The sequence below is a fragment of the Haemophilus sp. C1 genome, assembly GCF_001276515.1.
In the GTDB taxonomy this organism is placed as follows: Bacteria; Pseudomonadota; Gammaproteobacteria; order Enterobacterales; family Pasteurellaceae; genus Haemophilus.
Genome location: NZ_LDVZ01000026.1, coordinates 1 through 20,638, shown reverse-complemented (window position 1 = coordinate 20,638; position 20,638 = coordinate 1). Strand labels below are relative to the sequence as shown.

Here is a 20,638-nt window from a genome sequence, read left to right as displayed (position 1 = left end):
GCCGATTGTACCCACGTTTACGTGCGGTTTTGTACGTTCAAATTTTTCTTTAGACATTGCTAATGTTTCCTAAGAAGTGCGGTATAAAACAATCATGTTTTACACCGCTGGTTTACAAAAAATTATTTTTTACGCGCTTCAATTACTGCAGCTGCAACACTTGTTGGAGCTTCAGCATATTTTAACGGTTCCATTGAGTATGATGCACGACCTTGAGTTTGTGAACGTAAGTCTGTTGCATAACCGAACATTTCTGAAAGTGGAACTTCAGCATCGATCTTAACAACGAACTCATTCGCTTCTTGACCGTTCACCATAGCACGACGACGGCTTAAGTCACCAATTACATCACCAACATATTCAGGTGGAGTTTCAACTTCAACTTTCATAATTGGCTCAAGTAATACTGGATTTGCTTTTGCGAATGCTGCTTTAAATGCTAAAGATGCAGCAAGTTTAAACGCTAATTCAGATGAGTCCACATCATGGTATGAACCAAAGTGTAAACGTACACCAAGATCAACTACAGGGTAACCCGCTAATGGACCAGATTTAAGCTGTTCTTGGATACCTTTATCAACCGCAGGAATGTATTCACCAGGAATTACACCACCTTTGATTTCGTTCACGAACTCGTAACCTGGACCTTCTGGATCTAATGGATATAAGTCGATAACAACGTGACCATATTGACCGCGACCACCAGATTGTTTTGCATGTTTACCTTCCACATCATTAACTCGAGTACGGATAGTTTCACGGTAAGATACTTGTGGTTTACCAATGTTAGCTTCCACTTTGAACTCACGTTTCATACGGTCAACGATGATATCTAAGTGTAATTCACCCATACCAGAAATGATGGTTTCACCAGATTCTTCATCAGTGTGAACGCGGAATGAAGGGTCTTCTTGTGCTAAACGACCTAATGCTAAGCCCATTTTTTCTTGGTCAGCTTTAGTTTTTGGTTCTACCGCAACAGAGATTACTGGCTCTGGGAATTCCATACGCTCAAGGATGATTGGTGCTTCAATTGCACATAATGTATCACCAGTAGTTACATCTTTTAAGCCGATAGCAGCTGCGATGTCACCTGCGCGAACTTCTTTAATTTCTTCACGTTTGTTAGCGTGCATCTGTACGATACGACCAAAACGTTCACGTTTTTGACGTACAGAGTTTAATACTGTATCACCAGAATTAATTACACCTGAGTACACACGGAAGAATGTTAAGTTACCTACGAATGGGTCAGTTGCAATTTTGAATGCTAATGAAGAGAATGGCTCTTCATCACTTGCATGACGTTCGCCTTCAGTTTCATCTGGATTGATACCTTTAATAGCAGGAATATCAGTTGGTGCTGGTAAATATTCAACAACTGCGTCAAGCATTGCTTGAACACCTTTGTTTTTGAACGCAGAACCACAAGTTACTAAGATGATTTCGTTTGCTAATACGCGCTGACGTAATGCTGACTTAATTTCTTCTTCAGTTAAGTCTTCGCCACCTAAGTATTTTTCCATTAATTCTTCTGATGCTTCAGCCGCTGCTTCAACAAGGTTTTGACGCCATTCTTCGCAGTCTGCTTGCATATTTGCAGGTACATCTTCATAGGTGAAGGTCATACCTTGGTCAGCTTCGTTCCAGTTGATCGCTTTCATTTTGATCAAGTCAACTACACCGGTGAAGTTTTCTTCTGCGCCGATTGGAAGTTGAAGAGGAACTGCGTTGGCACCTAAACGGGTTTTTAATTGTTCAACTACGCGTAAGAAGTTCGCACCGGTACGGTCCATTTTGTTAACGAACGCGATACGTGGCACTTGGTATTTGTTAGCTTGACGCCATACGGTTTCAGATTGTGGTTGAACACCACCAACCGCACAGTAAACCATTACCGCACCATCAAGAACACGCATAGAACGTTCTACTTCAACGGTAAAGTCTACGTGTCCCGGGGTGTCGATAACGTTGATACGGTGTTGTTGGAACTGTTGTGACATACCTGACCAAAATGCGGTAGTTGCCGCAGAGGTAATGGTGATACCACGCTCTTGTTCTTGTTCCATCCAGTCCATCGTTGCAGCACCATCGTGCACTTCACCGATTTTGTGGCTAACACCGGTATAGAATAAGATACGCTCAGTGGTAGTGGTTTTACCCGCGTCAATGTGCGCACTGATACCGATATTACGATATCTTTCAATAGGGGTTGTACGAGCCATTATTATAACCTTGTTTAATTTAATATCAGTTTATATAAGGGTAAGGCTTCATCAATGATGAAGCCCTTAAATATCAAAAGCTTATTACCAACGGTAGTGAGCAAATGCTTTGTTAGCTTCAGCCATACGGTGAACGTCTTCACGTTTTTTCACTGCTGCACCCTTGTTATCAGACGCATCTGATAATTCGTTTGCAAGACGTAAAGCCATTGATTTATCACCGCGTTTACGTGCAGCTTCAACGATCCAACGCATACCTAATGCGTTACGACGTACTGGACGTACTTCAACCGGTACTTGGTAAGTAGAACCACCAACACGACGAGATTTAACCTCAACAGTTGGACGTACGTTTTCAAGTGCAACTTCAAACGCTTCTAAAGGCTCTTTACCTGTGCGTTGTGCTAAAGTTTCTAAAGCACCATAAACGATTGATTCAGCAACGGATTTTTTACCGTCTACCATGATTACATTAATAAATTTTGCAAGTAATTCTGAACCGAACTTCGGATCTGGAAGAATCTTGCGTGCTTCAACACTACGACGACGTGGCATTGCGAATTTCTCCGTATTTTAATCTTCAGGATATCCAAAACCCATCAGCAATATTTCTCTTTGAGAAAATTTGCAGCGCAAAGCGCTTTTTGACTGGAGTTTATGGTTTAAATTGTTTTGCTAATTTAGACGTTTGGCCTTACTTAACGGAGAACCATTAAGCTTTAGGGCGTTTAACGCCGTATTTAGAACGACCTTGTTTACGATCTTTAACGCCTGCGCAGTCTAATGCACCGCGTACTGTGTGGTAACGCACACCCGGTAAGTCTTTAACACGACCGCCACGGATTAATACAACACTGTGCTCTTGAAGGTTGTGACCTTCACCACCGATATAAGAAGTTACTTCAAAACCGTTAGTTAAGCGGATACGACATACTTTACGTAACGCTGAGTTTGGTTTTTTAGGAGTTGTAGTATATACACGAGTACATACACCACGTTTCTGCGGGCAAGCCTCTAATGCAGGAACGTTGCTTTTTACAACCTTTTTCACACGCGGTTTGCGTACTAGCTGGTTGATAGTTGCCATTAAAAAAGCTCCAGTTTAAATGTTATTCAATAATAGAATGTTGTTCAAAAAATCTACTTCCATACAGAAATAGACGGCGAATTTTAATCGTTCTGAGGTTTATTGTCAATAATTAAACAGCGCCAAAGATCCATGAAAGGATCTTCTTTAGTTGCGCACAAAAAAACGCTTCCAAAATTCACCGCACTTTTATTCAAAATGCCAAACCAATTGCCCCAGCGAAATGACAGTTTTATAATTTCTACTTAATTAGTATTAAATTACAATGATTATGTTACGCTCGCTCAAATTTCACTTACGCTATTTCTTCCATAAAAAGCTACGCCAAACACACAGAATTTCCCACAAAAGTTTAGAATTTATCTGCCTAATCATAGGTGCAGCATTTGTCTTACTCTTTTCATTTGGCTTTGCTAAATTATCCGATCTTGGTCTAGAACTAAACGCTCACTGGTCATCTAAATATCCTATTGCAGTTTGGTTTGTGTTACCCCTAGGCATGGCTTGCCTGACTTGGTTTACGAAAAAATATACTCCCTATGTAGGAGGAAGCGGTATTCCGCAAGTGATTGCATCAATTAATCTTCCTCATAGTAGCTATAAAACCAAATTAGTTGAATTCAGCCAAACTATTTGGAAAATTCCTCTTACCTTTCTAGCAATGCTTATAGGCGCATCGGTTGGACGTGAGGGACCATCAGTACAAGTTGGTGCTGCTGTCATGCTTGCATGGGGAAATTATTGTAGAAAACATAATTTAGCATTTAGAAGATTAAGCACCAATGAATTACTTGCCACAGGTGCAGCAGGTGGGCTTGCGGCAGCCTTTAATGCACCTTTGGCTGGGGTGATATTTGCGATTGAAGAACTTGGACGTGGCGTAATGTTACGTTGGGAACGACGCGTATTGATGGGGGTATTAGCTGCTGGTTTTATTCTTGTCGCGATTCAAGGAAACAGCCCTTATTTTCCAAGTTATCAAGGTGCAACATCTGTTTCTTATCTCTATCTTTGGCTTGCAATTTGTGGGGTGGTTTGTGGCATTCTAGGTGGTATATTCGGACGACTATTAGCAAAAGGTCTCGCAGGATTATTACCTGAAAAATGGCGTGGCTGGATTCGCCAACATCCTATTTATATTGCTTTATTATTGGGTTTAATGCTTGCCGCACTCGGCAGTTACACTCACGGACAAACTTATGGTACTGGCTATGAAGTTGTTGCACGCGCCTTAGAAGGGCAAGCTATAGATCCCGAAATTGGCATCCTTAAACTTTTAGCAACAGTGACCACTTATTGGAATGGTATTGCCGGTGGTATCTTTACTCCATCACTGACAACAGGCGCAGGCATTGGCGCAATGCTTTGGGATCTCAGTGGCCGTATGGTTGATCAACATTTTTTGGTGATTTTATGTATGGCGGCATTTTTAGCTGGCGGCACACAATCACCAGTTACCGCCAGTGTTGTTGTAATGGAAATGACAGGTGCACAACCCGTACTCATTTGGCTCTTGATTTCCAGCATTATTGCCTCCATAATCTCGCGCCAATTTAGCCCAAAACCATTTTACCACTTTGCTGCAGGCCGTTTTCGCCAGCAAATGCAAGCTCGCCAAGCCGAAGAATTACGCAGCAAAACCGAACAAGAGAAATAAAAATGCCTCACAATCTACCGCACTTTTACCGCGGCCGTTTTTCTGTTGCACCAATGTTAGATTGGACAACACGCCATTGTCGTTATTTTCATCGCCAATTTTCAAAGCATGCATTACTTTACACTGAAATGGTCACTGTACCTGCGATTATCCATGCCAAATACGATCACTTGGATTTTGATTTACAAGAAAATCCCGTTGCGTTACAGCTGGGAGGAAGCGATCCTGTACAACTAAAATATTGCGCAAAACTTGCTGAGGAACGAGGATATCACAAAATTAATCTTAATGTAGGATGCCCTTCTGATCGCGTACAAAATGGAATGTTTGGCGCTTGCTTAATGGCTAAGGCAGATCTGGTTGCAGACTGTGTAGAACAAATGCAAAGTGCGGTCAAAATTCCAGTCACTGTGAAAACGCGTATTGGCATTGATGAATTAGACAGCTATGAATTTTTATGTGATTTTATTGAAAAGGTTCAAGAAAAAGGTTGCCAAGAGTTTATTATCCACGCACGAAAAGCTTGGCTTTCAGGGTTAAGCCCCAAAGAAAATCGAGAAATTCCGCCATTAGATTATGCTCGGGTTTATCAACTAAAGCGTGATTTTCCACATCTAACTATCGCAATTAATGGTGGCATAAAAACCATTGAAGAAATGAAACAACATTTGCAATATGTGGATGGCGTAATGGTTGGGCGAGAGGCCTATCAAAATCCAAGTTTACTTGGGCAAATTGACCAAGCCTTATTTGATCCTAACGCACCAATTGTTACCGCTCATGAAGCGGTACAGTCAATGCTTCCTTATATTGAACAACAACTTAGCCAAGGCATACACCTTAATCATATCGTCCGCCATATGTTAGGCGCATTCCAACATTGCAAAGGTGCTCGTCAATGGCGACGCTATTTAAGCGAAAATGCGTTTAAACAAGGTGCGGGAGTTGAAGTAGTTGAAACCGCCTTAAGCTTTGTAGAAAACGAATCCTAAAAAACAAAATAAGCCGCAAAAGTGCGGCTTATTTTTCAGCTGTTTTTCTTACGCAATACGCATTTGAAAAATCACCAATTCAGCTTGGCAACAGAAAGTAAAATCTGCCTTTAATAAATAACCATCATCCACTTTTGTAATTTCAGATTTAATTTCACAAGGTTCACTTTCTACATCACGCGCTTTCTGAGTAAAAAATGTGAGCGCTTCTTGCGCTTGTTCTTCACTGTCATAAATATATTCAATAACCTGACTACAATCACGATTATCGAAAAGTGATTTCATATCAAATGTGTTACAACCTACACATTCAATCGGTTTTTCAGTTTGAATCGCCATAATATTATCCTTTTATTCCGTTATTTTGCAGCAACAAAACCCACTGCCTCATACACTTTCGCCAAGGTTTCTTGCGCTTTTGTACGCGCTTTTTCCGCACCTTGTCGTAAGATATTATCTAATAAAGCTTCATCATTACGATATTGATGGAAACGTTCTTGTAAACCAGCAAGTAGGGTTGAGACTTCATCCGCTACTGCAGTTTTTAAATGTCCGTACATTTTACCTTCAAATTCTTTTTCAAGATCAGCAATTGGCTTATCCGTAACCGCAGAAAGAATATCTAAAAGATTGGATACCCCCGCTTTACTTTGCACATCATAACGAACAACAGGTGGCTCATCTGAATCTGTTACGGCACGTTTAATTTTCTTCGCCACAGATTTTGGATCTTCCAAAAGTGTCACTACATTGTTGCGGTTATCATCTGATTTTGACATTTTCTTTTCAGGATCTTGCAATGACATAATACGCGCACCTGCTTTTCCAATGAAAATTTCAGGAATAGTGAAAATATTGCCATAGAGCGCATTAAAGCGATTTGCAATATCACGCGTAATTTCTAAGTGTTGTTTTTGGTCATCACCAACAGGCACGCTTTTTGCTTGATAAAGTAAAATATCCGCCGCCATTAACACCGGATAATCAAACAAACCCACGTTAATATTTTCTGCATAACGCGCTGATTTATCTTTGAATTGGGTCATTCGGCTCATTTCACCGAAATAGGTGTAGCAATTTAACACCCAGTTTAATTGCGTGTGTTCTGGAACGTGAGATTGAACAAAAATAGTACTTTTATTTGGATCAATTCCGCACGCCAAATAAAGAGCAAGCACATCAAGCGTTGCTTTGCGAAGGGCAACAGGATCTTGACGCACAGTGATCGCATGTAAATCAACTACGCAGAAAATACATTCATAATCCTCTTGCATTTTCACCCAGTTGCGCAACGCGCCCAAATAATTTCCGATAGTTAATTCACCAGAAGGCTGCACGCCACTAAAAACAATTGGTTTTGCCATAATCAATCCTTAATACCTTAAAACTGTTCGCTCATCATATCAGAAACTCTAGGCTTTTTTAATGTTCGAGTTCAAAAGCTAGGTTAAAAATGCTATATTTAACGGAAACGTTTTCCTACTATTTTCTAATGAAAAACTACCACGATATTGTTCTTGCCCTAGCTGGCGTGTGCCAATCAGCAAAATTGGTTCATCAACTTGCAACAGAAAGCCGAGCAGATTCGGATACATTTTTAACCGCACTTAATAGCCTTTTCATTACCCAACCACAACGAATTGAAGATGTTTTTGGTGGGGAAGTTCGTCATTTAAAATTGGGTCTAGAAACCTTAATTCATCAGCTCAACGCTCAAGGCGATCAAAATTTAACTCGCTATTGGCTAAGCCTTTTGGCATTAGAAGGAAAATTATCAAAAAATCCCGATGCCAAACAAACATTGGGCAATCGAATTTCTCGCCTAAAAGAGCAGGAAATTCATTACGCTCGCGATAGCGAAACAATGTTATCCATTATGGCAAATATTTACAGCGACGTTATTAGCCCATTGGGCAAAAAAATTCACATCCTAGGCTCGCCTGATTATTTGCGACAAGAACTCGTGCAAAATAAAATTCGTGCAGTTTTACTTGCGGGAATTCGCTCTGCCGTGCTGTGGAAACAAATGGGCGGAACAAAATGGCAAATTTTATTTTTCCGCAGAAAATTACTTGCCACCGCAAAACAGATTTATTCTTCTATTTATTAATACAATTCTGGAGCAAACATTTATGCAACTCTCTACACTGACCGCACTTTCCCCTCTTGATGGTCGTTATCAAGATAAAGTAACTCCATTACGCGCTATTTTTAGCGAATTCGGGTTAATGAAATTCCGTGTAGCTGTGGAAGTTCGTTGGTTACAAAAATTAGCTTCAACGGCAGACATTACCGAAGTACCGCCATTTTCTACGCAAGCAAATGCTTTTTTAGATGGAATTGTGGCTAATTTTAATGAGACCGATGCTGCGCGTATTAAAGAAATTGAACGCACAACCAATCACGATGTGAAAGCTGTTGAGTATTTTCTGAAAGAGAAAATTCAAAATGAAGTGGAACTAGTGAATGTTTCCGAATTTATTCACTTCGCTTGCACCTCAGAAGATATTAACAACCTCTCTCACGCATTAATGTTAAGCACCGCGCGTGATGAAGTGATTTTACCAGAATGGCAAAAACTGATTGATGAAATCACTCGTCTTGCAGAAGAATATAAAACGATTCCATTACTTTCTCGCACACATGGTCAGCCAGCTTCACCAAGCACAGTGGGCAAAGAAATGGCGAATGTTGTTTATCGCCTAAAACGTCAATTTAAACAACTTCATAACGCGGAAATCTTAGGTAAAATCAATGGAGCGGTAGGTAACTACAATGCGCATTTATCGGCATATCCTAATATTGATTGGCATAAATTCAGCGAAGAATTTGTCACTTCATTAGGTATTCAATGGAATCCTTATACCACTCAAATTGAACCGCACGATTATATAGCTGAATTTTTTGATGCTGTAGTACGCTTTAATACCATTATCATTGATTTTGATCGTGATTTATGGGGATATATTGCATTAAATCACTTTAAACAACGGACTATTGCAGGCGAAATTGGTTCTTCTACCATGCCACATAAAGTCAATCCAATTGATTTTGAAAACTCAGAGGGCAATCTGGGCTTAGCCAATGCAGTAATGACCCATTTAGGTCAAAAATTACCAATTTCTCGCTGGCAGCGTGACTTAACGGATTCAACCGTATTACGTAATTTAGGCGTAGGATTAGGTTATTGTTTGATTGCTTATGCTTCAACGCGCAAAGGAATTAGTAAACTTGAAGTAAATCAACCGCACTTATTAGAAGAACTCAATCAAAACTGGGAAGTTTTAGCTGAACCAATTCAAACCGTAATGCGCCGCTATGGAATAGAAAAACCTTACGAAAAATTAAAAGAATTAACGCGAGGTAAACGAGTGACAGAACAAGCTATGCGTGAATTCATTGATAAGTTGGCTATTCCACAAGAAGAAAAATTACGTTTACAAAAATTAACACCCGCTACTTATATTGGGGCTGCAGTGGAATTAGTAGAGAAGCTATCATAGGAATTTGGCTCTTTTTCCAACAATATTCTTTACAAGAACATAGCTTTTCTCTATAATCCTGCGCCTGTGTTAGTCAATCTAACAAATTTCTGGTTGGTGCTTGACCTATTCAAGCCCCATCCAAGACCGTAGGGGAGCAATCTTAATTATCCTACGTAGATGGTGAACAGAATAAGAATTTTTCTTGCTTCTGGGCGCCGAAGTCATCCTGATCTTAGGATTAGGTAAATTAATTCCGAGTAATCGGAGTGTATTCAGGAGCTAAAAGCCAATGGCATTAAATCTTCAAGACAAACAAGCAATTGTTGCTGAAGTAAATGAAGCAGCCAAAGGTGCACTTTCAGCAGTAATCGCGGATTCTCGCGGTGTAACTGTTGAGAAAATGACTGAATTACGTAAATCAGCACGTGAAGCTGGCGTTACAATGCGTGTAGTTCGTAATACTTTATTACGTCGCGCAGTTGAAGGCACAGATTACGAATGCTTAAAAGATACGTTTGTAGGTCCAACACTTATCGCGTTCTCTAACGAACACCCGGGCGCAGCTGCTCGTTTGTTCAAAGAGTTTGCTAAAGCAAACGATAAGTTTGAAATTAAAGGTGCAGCCTTTGAAGGTAAAATCCAAGATGTTGAATTCTTGGCAACATTACCAACTTACGAAGAAGCGATTGCACGTTTAATGGGCACAATGAAAGAAGCTGCAGCAGGCAAACTTGCTCGCACCTTCGCGGCATTACGCGACAAATTACAAGAAGCAGCTTAATCATTAAGCGTTTCTTACTTCATCTAACTTTATTTATTTTAGGAATTGATTGTTATGTCATTAACTAACGAACAAATCATTGAAGCGATTGCTTCAAAAACTGTAACTGAAATCGTTGAATTAATCGCAGCGATGGAAGAAAAATTCGGTGTTTCAGCAGCGGCAGCAGTAGCAGCAGCTCCAGCAGCAGGTGGCGCAGCGGCAGCAGAAGAAAAAACTGAATTCGACGTAATTCTTGCAGCAGCTGGTGCTAACAAAGTAGCAGTAATCAAAGCAGTACGTGGTGCAACTGGTTTAGGCTTAAAAGAAGCTAAAGATTTAGTTGAATCTGCTCCAGCAGCATTAAAAGAAGGTGTTTCTAAAGAAGAAGCTGAAGCACTTAAGAAAGAATTAGAAGAAGCTGGTGCACAAGTAGAAGTTAAATAATTTCTATTTTAACCACTTTAAAATTCAGAAAACCGATGGGAAACCATCGGTTTTTTCCTATCTAAAAAGCCATAACTTCCTTAATTTAAAAACTTATCATCTTCTCCTTTCTACGATAAAATATCTCCCATTATTATTGATAAATAAAGAGAAAATCTATGACTACAAAAGCATTAAGTGCGGTAATTTTAGCAGCCGGAAAAGGAACTCGCATGTATTCCGATTTACCTAAAGTTCTACATACAATCGCTGGTAAACCAATGGTGAAACATGTAATTGATACTGCTCATCAATTAGGCGCAGAAAATATTCATTTAATCTATGGCCACGGTGGGGACTTAATGCGTTCCCATCTTGCAAATGAACAAGTAAACTGGGTATTACAAACAGAACAACTTGGCACAGCACATGCAGTTCAACAAGCGGCACCTTTCTTTAAAGATAACGAAAATATTGTTGTACTTTACGGCGATGCACCATTAATAACTAAAGAAACATTAGAAAAGTTAATTAAAGCAAAACCAGAAAATGGCATTGCATTGCTTACCGTAAATTTAGATGACCCAACAGGCTATGGGAGAATTATCCGTGAAAATGGCAATGTTGTAGCAATTGTAGAACAAAAAGATGCAAATGCTGATCAACTAAATATTAAAGAAGTAAATACTGGCGTTATGGTATCCGATGGTGCAAGTTTCAAAAAATGGTTAGCTCGTGTAGGCAATAATAATGCTCAAGGCGAATATTACTTAACGGATCTTATTGCTCTCGCAAACCAAGATAATTGCCAAGTTGTTGCTGTACCAGCAACAGATGTCATGGAAGTTGAAGGTGCAAATAATCGCTTACAATTAGCCGCACTTGAACGTTATTTCCAAAATAAACAAGCCTCAAAATTATTACTTGAAGGCGTAATGATCTACGATCCCGCTCGCTTTGACCTACGTGGAACATTAGAACATGGAAAAGATGTGGAAATCGATGTTAATGTTATTATCGAAGGTAGTGTTAAACTCGGTGATCGCGTAAAAATTGGTGTAGGTTGCGTATTAAAAAATGTTGTTATTGGCAATGATGTAGAAATAAAACCCTATTCAGTGCTAGAGGATTCTGTAGTAGGAGAAAAAGCCGCAATTGGTCCATTTTCTCGTTTACGCCCAGGCGCAGAACTCGCAGCCGAAACGCATGTCGGTAACTTTGTAGAAATTAAAAAATCTACCGTTGGTAAAGGTTCTAAAGTTAATCATCTAACTTATGTTGGCGATTCACAAATTGGCTCAAATTGTAATATTGGTGCGGGTGTCATAACCTGCAACTACGATGGTGCAAATAAATTTAAAACGATCATCGGTAATGATGTATTTGTGGGATCTGATACACAATTAGTCGCACCAGTGAAAGTCGCAAATGGGGCAACTATTGGTGCAGGCACAACAATTACACGTGATGTAGGCGAAAATGAATTAGTGATTACAAGAGTTGCTCAACGACATATTCAAGGTTGGCAGCGACCAATAAAGAAAAAATAAAATAAAAAATCCTACGTTTTATCGTAGGATTTTTTTATAAACCAATTTTACAAATCGTAATTAAAACCACATAAAAAATGACCGCACTTAATATTAATAATTTATTTGCTAGTTTAGGTTTATGTTGATGAATAAGGTATAGTATTCGGGCTGTAATGGCTAGAATAAAGGGATAAACCCAAAAAAGTATTGAAAATAAATTGATTTGCCAGTTTGTTAGATGAGGATTTTTACTGAATGCCGTAGAAATTAATAATGCCATTGGACACAATAATATAGGCGAACAAAAAGCAGCAAGCCCCCAAGCAAATGGACTAAATTTAGTTGGTAAAGATTGTTTTTTCATATTTTAAATAATAAAAATAAATGGATATGAGAAAGAAATACAACAAATATATTGAATAGTAAAGAAATTTTAATGAAAGTAATAATATAGAAATGGCGCACCCGAAAGGATTCGAACCTTTGACCGCTCGGTTCGTAGCCGAGTACTCTATCCAGCTGAGCTACGGGTGCGTAGATGATACTTTAATTATTCACAACCACTTTAATAAGATAGAGCCGTTTTAAAAATGGCGCACCCGAGAGGATTCGAACCTCTGACCGCTCGGTTCGTAGCCGAGTACTCTATCCAGCTGAGCTACGGGTGCAGAATAAATAAAACAAACAATGGCGGTGAGAGAGGGATTCGAACCCTCGATGGAGCTTTTTAACCCCATACTCCCTTAGCAGGGGAGCGCCTTCAGCCTGCTCGGCCATCTCACCACAATCGGTGTGAGCGGTATAATACGTTTTTTAGAAAATATGTCAAACCATTTTTTGAAAAACATACCTGTTTGAATATTTTATCTACACATTAAATATATTATTGAATAAAAATCTACTCATCATTCAAAAATACTAAAATCTTAGATATTGTTTCCCGTCTTAATTCATCTTGCTCAAATAACACCTCATGTTTCGCGTTCAATACAACTTTACATTGAGCATTCGGAAAAAGTGCGGTTAATTTTTCAAGATTTTTGTTATCTACTATTTTTTCTTTTTCGGCTTGTAAAATTAGGATTGGAATTTCAATCTTAGGAATAAGTTTCGGCAAACGTTTAATTGTATTCAAAAACAAATGCACCCAACGGAACGTTGGTCCGCCAAGATGAATTGCTGGATTTTTACGATTTACACGATTCATCCATTTCATTCTGGTTTTACAGAAACTTAGTTCATTGTATTCCAAATGGGCTTGTTGATAAGGTCCTTTACCAAAAACATAACGCTCGCCTTGCCTTAACATATTCATCAGGGCAATAATCAGTTCATCTCTAATAGGGTGCTTTAAAGGAATACCGTAAAAAGGTGAAGAAAGCACTGCTTTATTAATGCGATGATCACAATTTGCCAAATAATAGGTTGAAATCAATGATCCCATTGAATGAGCAAGCAAATGCTGCGTTGAATAGTTGAAAAGTGCGGTCACTTTTTCGATGATTTTCTCCATATCATCGACATAGAAACGAAATTCGTCTAAATGCCCTTTTTCAGAATCCTTCAGCAAATGGGTTGAATAGCCTTGACCTCGGTGATCAAATAGCAACACATCATAGCCTTGATGATAAAAATCATAAGCGGGCTCTGACCATTTCAACATATTTTCAGCACGACCATTCACTAAAATCATCAATTTTCTATCCGCACTTTTAGCGTGGATTAAATGCCGATAAGTGATTTGAACGCTATTTTTACCAGTGAAATATTGCGTTGGAAATTGATTGAAAAAAGGTAACAGTTCGGTAAAGACAAATTGAGTAAAGTTGGATTCTCGATTCATAAGTTTTTAGATGGGATACATCAACGCATACAAAAGAAAGAAAAAGTGCGTGAGATTTTACTTCACGCACTCTGCCAATTATGCTACCAATTGTTTTAAGATACGGCGAACTGGCTCTGCCGCACCCCATAATAATTGGTCACCCACAGTAAAGGCAGCCAAATATTCAGGGCCCATAGCCAATTTACGTAAACGCCCAACAGGCACGCTTAATGTACCTGTTACTTTCGCTGGCGTTAATTCACGCAATGTGGTTTCTTTGTCGTTTGGAATCACTTTGACCCATTCATTATGTGATGCAATAATTTGTTCGATTTCTTCTAATGGTAAGTCTTTTTTCAGTTTGATGGTGAATGCTTGGCTGTGGCAACGTAATGCACCAATACGCACACATAAACCATCCACAGGAATTGGGTTGTCGCTTAAACCTAAAATTTTGTTGGTTTCTGCATAACCTTTCCATTCTTCTTTAGTTTGTCCTGTTTCAGGAAGAAGTTTATCAATCCAAGGGATTAAGCTACCACCTAATGCGGCACCGAAGTTATCGGTTGGAAAGCTATCAGAACGCATTTCTGCAGTCACTTTACGTTCAATATCTAAAATAGAAGACGCAGGGTCTTTTAATTCGCTTGAAACCGCTTGTTCTAATAAACCCATTTGTGAAAGTAATTCACGCATATTTTTTGCGCCAGCACCTGAAGCCGCTTGGTAAGTTGCCACAGAAATCCATTCCACCAAATCTTTTTCAAATAGACCGCCGATAGCCATAAGCATTAAGCTTACCGTACAGTTACCACCTACGAAAGTTTTAATGCCTTTTTTCAAACCTTCAGAAATCACGTGTTGGTTTACTGGATCAAGCACAATAATTGCATCATCTTTCATACGTAATGCAGACGCGGCATCAACCCAATAACCGTCCCAACCAGTTGCTTTTAATTTTGGATAAACTTCATTGGTGTAATCGCCTCCTTGGCAAGTCACGATAATGTCTAATTTTTTCAGTTCTTCAATATCGAATGCATTTTTAAGTTCGCCTGCATCCTTGCCACCAAATACAGGAGCTTTTTGACCTGCTTGTGAAGTCGTAAAAAATACGGGATTAAGATTTGCAAAATCATTTTCCTGCGACATACGATCCATTAATACGGAACCGACCATTCCGCGCCAACCGATAAAGCCTACATTTTTCATTGTTGTTTCCTTAGTTTGTTGTGTTTGAATAGAATTATTAATTACAAGATAGCGTTAGCAAAATCAAGTATTTTTAATGAAAATTGATCTTTTGTGAAAGAAATTAAATAAAAAATAAAAAAAAGTGCGGTTAATTTAAAAGAAATTTAATTTAATCATTCTTTTTCTAGTTATCTACTTCAACACTTATTACGCCATCTTCCGCTTTAAGTAAAGCATACGCATCTTTCAACATTGTGGAATCAATGGAAAAGCAACGAATTTGTAACCGCACTTCTCCACTACTTTGATCTTTAACTTGTATATGTTCAATACGATACTGATTATTTACTAATAATTGGGTAACTTTCCCTATACTTTCCGCATCATTGACAAGAATATTGAATTTTGTCCGACGAGGTTGTGATTTACGATGTACCCAACGTTGTACCAACGGACTTAATCGAATAGACACCAAAATCATCACCGTTGCGATCACCGCATCGAATACGAAACCTGCTCCAGCAGCAATACCGATCCCCGCAGAAGCCCAAATAATCGCAGCAGTAGTTAAACCTGAAATCGCATCATTTTTCTTATGCAAAATCACTCCAGCACCTAAAAAACCGATGCCACTAATCACTTGAGCCGCAAGACGCATCGGATCCGTACGAATATTTTCTGAAACTTGCGCATAATGCTCTGCGGCTTGAATCGAAACAATCGTTAGCACACAAGTGGTGACGGCAATAATAGCGCAAGTTTTCACGCCCACAGGTTTGCGCTTAAGCTCACGCTCTAAGCCAATAACACTGCCAAGCACCATCGCCAATAGCATTTTGCTAAAAATAATTAAGTGATAAGGATCGAAAAGTGCGGTTAAAAGTAAAGATGAATTTTCCATAATGATAAAAATGAGTCCGACATAATCGTTTATTCTACATCACTTAGCTTAAAATCTTTACCCTTCCAAGCCTTTAATTTATCGCCTTTCTTGCGAAAATTGAGTAAAATCTTGCGTTTGAAATTTTATAGAGCGAAAGAACGGTTATTTTATGCAAAATTCAACCCCAAGCATTGGCTTTGTAAGCCTTGGTTGCCCAAAAAACTTAGTAGATTCTGAACGAATCTTAACGGAACTACGCACCGATGGTTACAACATTGTGCCAAGCTATGAAAATGTTGATTTAGTGATTGTGAACACTTGTGGCTTTATTGATAGTGCCGTGCAGGAATCACTCGAAGCGATTGGCGAAGCATTAGAAGAAAATGGGCGAGTTATCGTGACTGGCTGTTTGGGGGCAAAAGAAGACCAAATTCGTGAAGTGCATCCTAAAGTTTTGGAAGTTAGCGGCCCACATAGTTATGAAACAGTGATGGCTCAAGTTCACAAATACGTGTCAAAACCGACACATAACCCTTACACCAGCTTAGTACCAAAACAAGGCGTAAAACTGACACCAAAACATTATGCCTATTTGAAAATCTCTGAAGGCTGTGATCACCGTTGTACGTTCTGCATTATTCCATCTATGCGTGGCGATTTGGAAAGCCGCTCTATTACGCAAGTTTTGGACGAAGCAAAACGTTTAGCCGAAGCAGGCGTAAAAGAATTACTTGTGGTATCACAAGACACTTCCGCTTATTCCATGGATTTAAAACGCCAAGAGGGCGGTGTAAAAACGGCTTTCTGGAATGGAATGCCAATTAAAAATGATTTAATGACCCTTTGTAAACAGCTTGGCAAACTTGGCATTTGGGTTCGCTTACATTATGTGTATCCCTATCCACATGTGGATGATTTAATTCCATTAATGGCGGACGGCACGCTCTTGCCATATTTAGACATTCCATTACAACACGCTAGTCCTAAAATCTTAAAAGCGATGAAAAGACCAGGCAGCATTGACCGCACTTTAGAACGCATTAAAGAATGGCGTGAAATTTGCCCAGATTTAACATTACGCTCCACTTTCATTGTAGGTTTCCCAGGCGAAACAGAAGAAGATTTCCAATTATTGCTCGATTTCTTAAAAGAAGCCCAGCTTGATCGCGTAGGCTGTTTCAAATTCAGCCCTGTTGAAGGCGCACCTGCAACAGAGATGGCTGACCAAGTACCAGAAGATGTGAAAGAAGAACGTTTCCATCGTTTCATGCAATTACAACAAGAAATTTCTGCAAACCGTTTAAAACAAAAAATCGGTAAAACTCTTGATGTATTAGTGGATGAAATTGACGAAGAAGGCATTATTGGGCGCTCCAAAGCCGATGCCCCTGAAGTGGATGGTTTAGTCTATGTGGATAATTTAAGCGGAATCAATGTAAAAGTCGGCGACGTGATTAAAGTAACCATCACAAATTCTGATGAATATGATTTGTGGGGAAGTTGTTAAAGAACAACAATCTCAACGAAATAAATAAAAAAATCCATCTTCGTATTGAAGATGGATTTTTTATTAGCCGAACACTTTTTCCAAGTGTGCTTGGTAGTCTGATAAATATTGTTCTACCTGTGGATTTTTAACCACATCATTACATAAAAATGTCGGTAAACGTGTCAAACCGATGAACTCGTTGAGTTTGTGGAAAGGCATGTACAAAGCATCGACACCTTTGCCTTCGAAGAAGTCGCCTTCGCGAGTGAAGGCTTCAATCGGTGCATTCCAAGTCAGTGAAAGCATATGTTTTTTGCCTTGCAACAAGCCGCCTGTGCCATAACCTTCAGTCGGGCTGACGCTGTGTCTGCCATCGCTGTGATATAACTTGCCGTGCCCGCTAGTTAATACTTCGTCTATGTATTTTTTCACTGTCCAAGGTTCGTGCATCCACCAACCTGGCATCTGCCAAATTACGGCATCCATCCACAAAAATTTTTCGATTTCTGCCTCAACATCATAGCCGGCATCAATCATAGTTTCTTTTACATTGTGTCCAAGTTCGGTCAAAACTTCTTTCGCTTTTTTGTGAAGCGTGTGGTTCAACTCGCCGTGAGAATGACCAAACGCCTTACCGCCGTCTAATAATAAAATATTCATCTTTTTGCTCCTAAAACAAATAATTATAAAAAAATGGGGCTGCAATTATGCCTTTTTACGTTAATTTTTAAAAGTATATTTGCCTGCCACGTTATTTCCAGACTATAAGGAAGACTACAGCCCGTAGGGTGGGCGTAAGCCCACGAAAAAAAGAATATTATTAATAATACGCGTGGGCTTACGCCCACCCTACATTGGCAATTAAAAGAGCGGTAAAAAATTGGTGGAAATCAAACGAAAAATGACCGCACTTTTAAAATAAAAAATCGGCAGAAAATTTTCCTGCCGATTTTTTTTGTTACTACTAAACTTAAAACGTCCACTGTAAATTCAGCGCACCTTGTTTAGCGTGGTAATGTTTGCCTGTTTGACGATTGAATGTTGCTTGTAAAGTTAAGTGAGATTTAATTTTCAATGCTACACCTAATTGACTTTCAATTGCCACTTTATTGTTTATCACTCGACGCTCTCCGTCCATTTCCACGCCGAACGGTTTGCTGTGGTAAAGCGCATTCACAGCGACGAAAGGCTGAATGACGATATTTTTATTGAGTAAAAATTGTGCTTTAGCTTGAATGCCCACTCGGCTTTGTAATTGGCGAGAGCCAAGTAGATTCACTTTACTATCGCCACTATCGGTTAAGCCGCCATTTACCCCCAAATAAGTCAATTGTGCCTGTGGTTGTAGGTAAAAACGAATTTGAGTGCCTTTTTCAGTTAAGTGTTCTGCTAATAAAGCATTGTAACCCGCTTCAATTGAGGCAGTAATACCTTTTGAAGTAAAGCGTTCTGTGCCATCTTCAGTGTTAATGCGGTGGCGGAAGCGTTGATATTGTACCCAGCTATCAACATACGCACCTGTCTGTTTGTCCTGAAGTTGATGCCAAGTGGCATAAATGCCCGCACCAAAGCCTTTCATATTTCCAGTTGTAAGATTATCTGTATCTGGATTGCGGAAAGTACTACGTTGTTCTGCTTGCCCACCCATTAAACCAAAGGAAAGTTGGTAATCTTGATTCTGTAAGGAGAAAACATCGCCACCAAGTTGTATGCCTTTACGATTGCCTTCTACTGGTGCGGTCTTGCCTTGAACATCTTGACTTAAGTGACCGCTAATTAAACGCAACCACAAGCCTTTGCGCGGTAAAGTGCGGTCAAAAATATCGCTGTTTTTGTCGTTCAAACGCAAGGCGAATAACGTATTAGCGGCTTGAGCCTGTTGTGCATAAATTGCAATATCATCGCGTTCTTGCACTTTGGTAAAAAAGCCCTCTGGGCGTTGTTGTAAAGAGAGCGTATAAATCCCTTTTCGGTATTTACCAGAAAGTCTAAATGCATTTTTCTCTGCGGTGCCATTTACTTTGACAATTTGATGCCCGTCTAGATGTTTCAAATTATCCAACGCTTTTCCTTCAAAAATAATATCTGATGTACCAGTTATATTTTTTTCAAAAGTTAAAACTGGTGTTTCAGGGACTTTATCTTTTAGATCGTAAGCAAAACGAAAACGAGCTCCGCCAGCATAATCTTCTTTTACGAGTAAACTTTCATTTTTAGTATTAAAACGGATGTCTGCATTTTGGGTAATAAATGTTTCAATATCCGAATCCCAACGGGGTTCCCAAAGAGAATCTTCTAATGCGAATAGAGTTAAATCAATCGTTTGTCCGATAACGTGTGAGTTATCTTGAACGCCCAATTGCAATCCTAATTCTGCTGAAGTTTCATAGGAATGCTTTAGCCAATTAGAATACGTCCAATTATCCTGAAGTTTATGAAGAAGTTTTGTGTAATTACCAATAGCTAGAATCTCACTGTTTATATGGCTATTCTTTACAATCTGATAAATGGAGAAAATACTACTTCTTAACGTAAGTTTGGACGTTCCTAAATGGTCTTCTCTAAGTAGTGCATGTAATGTGTCGCAGCTAGGATCAGTATTATATGTCCCAGTGTTTAGGCACTCCTTAAGATATTTCCGTGCCGTAACTTCTGTGTCCCCATTTCTTTTTTCAACCCCGAGACCTTTTGCAAAACCAACAAGGTAATCTTCGGTATATTTTTGATCATAAAAGGAAATCTTTTTTGTACTATTGATGTTTTCAAGCTCTTCAGTAAAGCTATTTCTAGGAAAAAATAAGGGAATTGGTGGAACAGCTGAATAGTTACTTTTTATGTGATAAGTTTCTTCTTTCCAATATTCACTATTTCTATCGCGGAGTTTTTTTAATCGTTCAATTTGATCAGGTGTCAGTTTGGCTGAGTCGTAAACATAATCAACAGCCAAAAGCGGAGAGGTATAAAGAATAGAAAAAAATAGACTTATAATAAATGGTTTTTTAAACTTCTGCTTGCTTGCTTGCTTGCTTGCTTGCTTGCTTGCTTGCTTGCTTGCTTGCTTGCTTGCTTCGAGTTTCATAATA

19 protein-coding genes and 3 tRNA genes are annotated in these 20,638 nt (G+C 39.2%); 8 read left to right on the top strand and 14 right to left on the bottom strand.

The genetic code is table 11. The features are described from left to right. Positions 1 to 122: 122 nt before the first annotated feature. The 3 genes from fusA to rpsL form a co-directional block, all read right to left on the bottom strand. Complete coding sequence (gene fusA, locus ABW51_RS08495) at positions 123 to 2,225, bottom strand: elongation factor G (RefSeq protein WP_005632280.1); 2,103 nt, start codon at positions 2,223 to 2,225, stop codon at positions 123 to 125. Positions 2,226 to 2,309: 84 nt separating this feature from the next. Next, positions 2,310 to 2,780 (bottom strand): 30S ribosomal protein S7, encoded by a 471-nt coding sequence (gene rpsG, locus ABW51_RS08490; protein WP_005626581.1) that lies wholly within the window; start codon positions 2,778 to 2,780, stop codon positions 2,310 to 2,312. Positions 2,781 to 2,937: 157 nt separating this feature from the next. Further along, positions 2,938 to 3,312 carry a 30S ribosomal protein S12 gene (gene rpsL, locus ABW51_RS08485; protein ID WP_005543325.1) on the bottom strand — a complete coding sequence of 125 codons (375 nt, stop codon included), beginning with the start codon at positions 3,310 to 3,312 and terminating at the stop codon, positions 2,938 to 2,940. 271 nt (positions 3,313 to 3,583) lie between these two features. On the opposite strand from rpsL, the gene ABW51_RS08480 reads away from it, so the two are divergent. Further along, on the top strand, positions 3,584 to 4,969 hold the full coding sequence (locus tag ABW51_RS08480) for a chloride channel protein (RefSeq protein WP_156262556.1): 1,386 nt from the start codon (positions 3,584 to 3,586) through the stop codon (positions 4,967 to 4,969). Between the two features lie 2 nt (positions 4,970 to 4,971). Continuing rightward, complete coding sequence (gene dusA / locus ABW51_RS08475) at positions 4,972 to 5,961, top strand: tRNA dihydrouridine(20/20a) synthase DusA (RefSeq protein WP_053466390.1); 990 nt, start codon at positions 4,972 to 4,974, stop codon at positions 5,959 to 5,961. A gap of 48 nt (positions 5,962 to 6,009) precedes the next feature. Here the strand turns inward: dusA and ABW51_RS08470 are convergent, their stop codons facing one another. Both ABW51_RS08470 and trpS read right to left on the bottom strand, forming a co-directional pair. Then, positions 6,010 to 6,300, bottom strand: a complete 291-nt coding sequence (locus ABW51_RS08470) for a YfcZ/YiiS family protein (protein ID WP_053466389.1) — start codon at positions 6,298 to 6,300, stop codon at positions 6,010 to 6,012. 20 nt (positions 6,301 to 6,320) lie between these two features. Beyond that, positions 6,321 to 7,325 carry a tryptophan--tRNA ligase gene (gene trpS, locus ABW51_RS08465; protein ID WP_053466388.1) on the bottom strand — a complete coding sequence of 335 codons (1,005 nt, stop codon included), beginning with the start codon at positions 7,323 to 7,325 and terminating at the stop codon, positions 6,321 to 6,323. A gap of 128 nt (positions 7,326 to 7,453) precedes the next feature. On the opposite strand from trpS, the gene hflD reads away from it, so the two are divergent. The 5 genes from hflD (at position 7,454) to glmU (ending at position 12,182) form a co-directional block, all read left to right on the top strand. Continuing rightward, complete coding sequence (gene hflD, locus ABW51_RS08460) at positions 7,454 to 8,071, top strand: high frequency lysogenization protein HflD (RefSeq protein ID WP_005638526.1); 618 nt, start codon at positions 7,454 to 7,456, stop codon at positions 8,069 to 8,071. Positions 8,072 to 8,093: 22 nt separating this feature from the next. Beyond that, a complete protein-coding gene (purB, locus tag ABW51_RS08455; protein ID WP_053466387.1) occupies positions 8,094 to 9,464 on the top strand; it encodes an adenylosuccinate lyase in 1,371 nt (456 codons plus the stop codon). Between the two features lie 271 nt (positions 9,465 to 9,735). Next, a complete protein-coding gene (gene rplJ, locus ABW51_RS08450) occupies positions 9,736 to 10,227 on the top strand; it encodes a 50S ribosomal protein L10 (RefSeq protein ID WP_005626605.1) in 492 nt (163 codons plus the stop codon). 54 nt (positions 10,228 to 10,281) lie between these two features. Then, positions 10,282 to 10,653, top strand: a complete 372-nt coding sequence (gene rplL / locus ABW51_RS08445; protein WP_005626607.1) for a 50S ribosomal protein L7/L12 — start codon at positions 10,282 to 10,284, stop codon at positions 10,651 to 10,653. 158 nt (positions 10,654 to 10,811) lie between these two features. Continuing rightward, positions 10,812 to 12,182, top strand: coding sequence for a bifunctional UDP-N-acetylglucosamine diphosphorylase/glucosamine-1-phosphate N-acetyltransferase GlmU (gene glmU / locus ABW51_RS08440; protein WP_053466386.1), 1,371 nt, complete (start codon positions 10,812 to 10,814; stop codon positions 12,180 to 12,182). Between the two features lie 34 nt (positions 12,183 to 12,216). Here glmU and ABW51_RS09905 read toward each other — a convergent pair whose 3' ends face one another. From ABW51_RS09905 to ABW51_RS08410, 7 genes are all read right to left on the bottom strand, one after another. Further along, positions 12,217 to 12,528: a DUF5389 family protein gene (locus ABW51_RS09905; RefSeq protein ID WP_005654509.1), complete on the bottom strand. Its 312-nt coding sequence runs from the start codon at positions 12,526 to 12,528 to the stop codon at positions 12,217 to 12,219. Positions 12,529 to 12,621: 93 nt separating this feature from the next. After that, positions 12,622 to 12,698: transfer RNA gene (locus ABW51_RS08435), tRNA-Arg, on the bottom strand. A 57-nt stretch (positions 12,699 to 12,755) separates the two neighbouring features. Beyond that, a tRNA-Arg gene (locus ABW51_RS08430) sits at positions 12,756 to 12,832 on the bottom strand. A 20-nt stretch (positions 12,833 to 12,852) separates the two neighbouring features. Then, a tRNA-Ser gene (locus ABW51_RS08425) sits at positions 12,853 to 12,947 on the bottom strand. Between the two features lie 115 nt (positions 12,948 to 13,062). Continuing rightward, positions 13,063 to 14,007, bottom strand: a complete 945-nt coding sequence (locus ABW51_RS08420; RefSeq protein ID WP_053466385.1) for an alpha/beta fold hydrolase — start codon at positions 14,005 to 14,007, stop codon at positions 13,063 to 13,065. Between the two features lie 78 nt (positions 14,008 to 14,085). Next, positions 14,086 to 15,201 carry an aspartate-semialdehyde dehydrogenase gene (gene asd, locus ABW51_RS08415; RefSeq protein WP_046943024.1) on the bottom strand — a complete coding sequence of 372 codons (1,116 nt, stop codon included), beginning with the start codon at positions 15,199 to 15,201 and terminating at the stop codon, positions 14,086 to 14,088. A gap of 166 nt (positions 15,202 to 15,367) precedes the next feature. Then, a complete protein-coding gene (locus ABW51_RS08410; protein WP_053466384.1) occupies positions 15,368 to 16,084 on the bottom strand; it encodes an MgtC/SapB family protein in 717 nt (238 codons plus the stop codon). Between the two features lie 151 nt (positions 16,085 to 16,235). Between ABW51_RS08410 and rimO the strand changes: the two genes are divergently transcribed. Continuing rightward, the gene (rimO, locus tag ABW51_RS08405) at positions 16,236 to 17,573 is read left to right on the top strand and encodes a 30S ribosomal protein S12 methylthiotransferase RimO (protein ID WP_053466383.1); all 1,338 of its coding nucleotides are present in this window, start codon (positions 16,236 to 16,238) and stop codon (positions 17,571 to 17,573) included. A gap of 63 nt (positions 17,574 to 17,636) precedes the next feature. On the opposite strand, the gene ABW51_RS08400 is transcribed toward rimO, so the two are convergent. Together ABW51_RS08400 and ABW51_RS08395 are read right to left on the bottom strand one after the other, a co-directional pair. Beyond that, positions 17,637 to 18,215, bottom strand: a complete 579-nt coding sequence (locus tag ABW51_RS08400) for an NAD(P)H-dependent oxidoreductase (RefSeq protein WP_053466382.1) — start codon at positions 18,213 to 18,215, stop codon at positions 17,637 to 17,639. A gap of 310 nt (positions 18,216 to 18,525) precedes the next feature. Next, entirely contained in the window at positions 18,526 to 20,637 is a 2,112-nt protein-coding gene (locus tag ABW51_RS08395) for an autotransporter outer membrane beta-barrel domain-containing protein (RefSeq protein ID WP_442902647.1), read from the bottom strand. Position 20,638 lies beyond the last annotated feature (1 nt).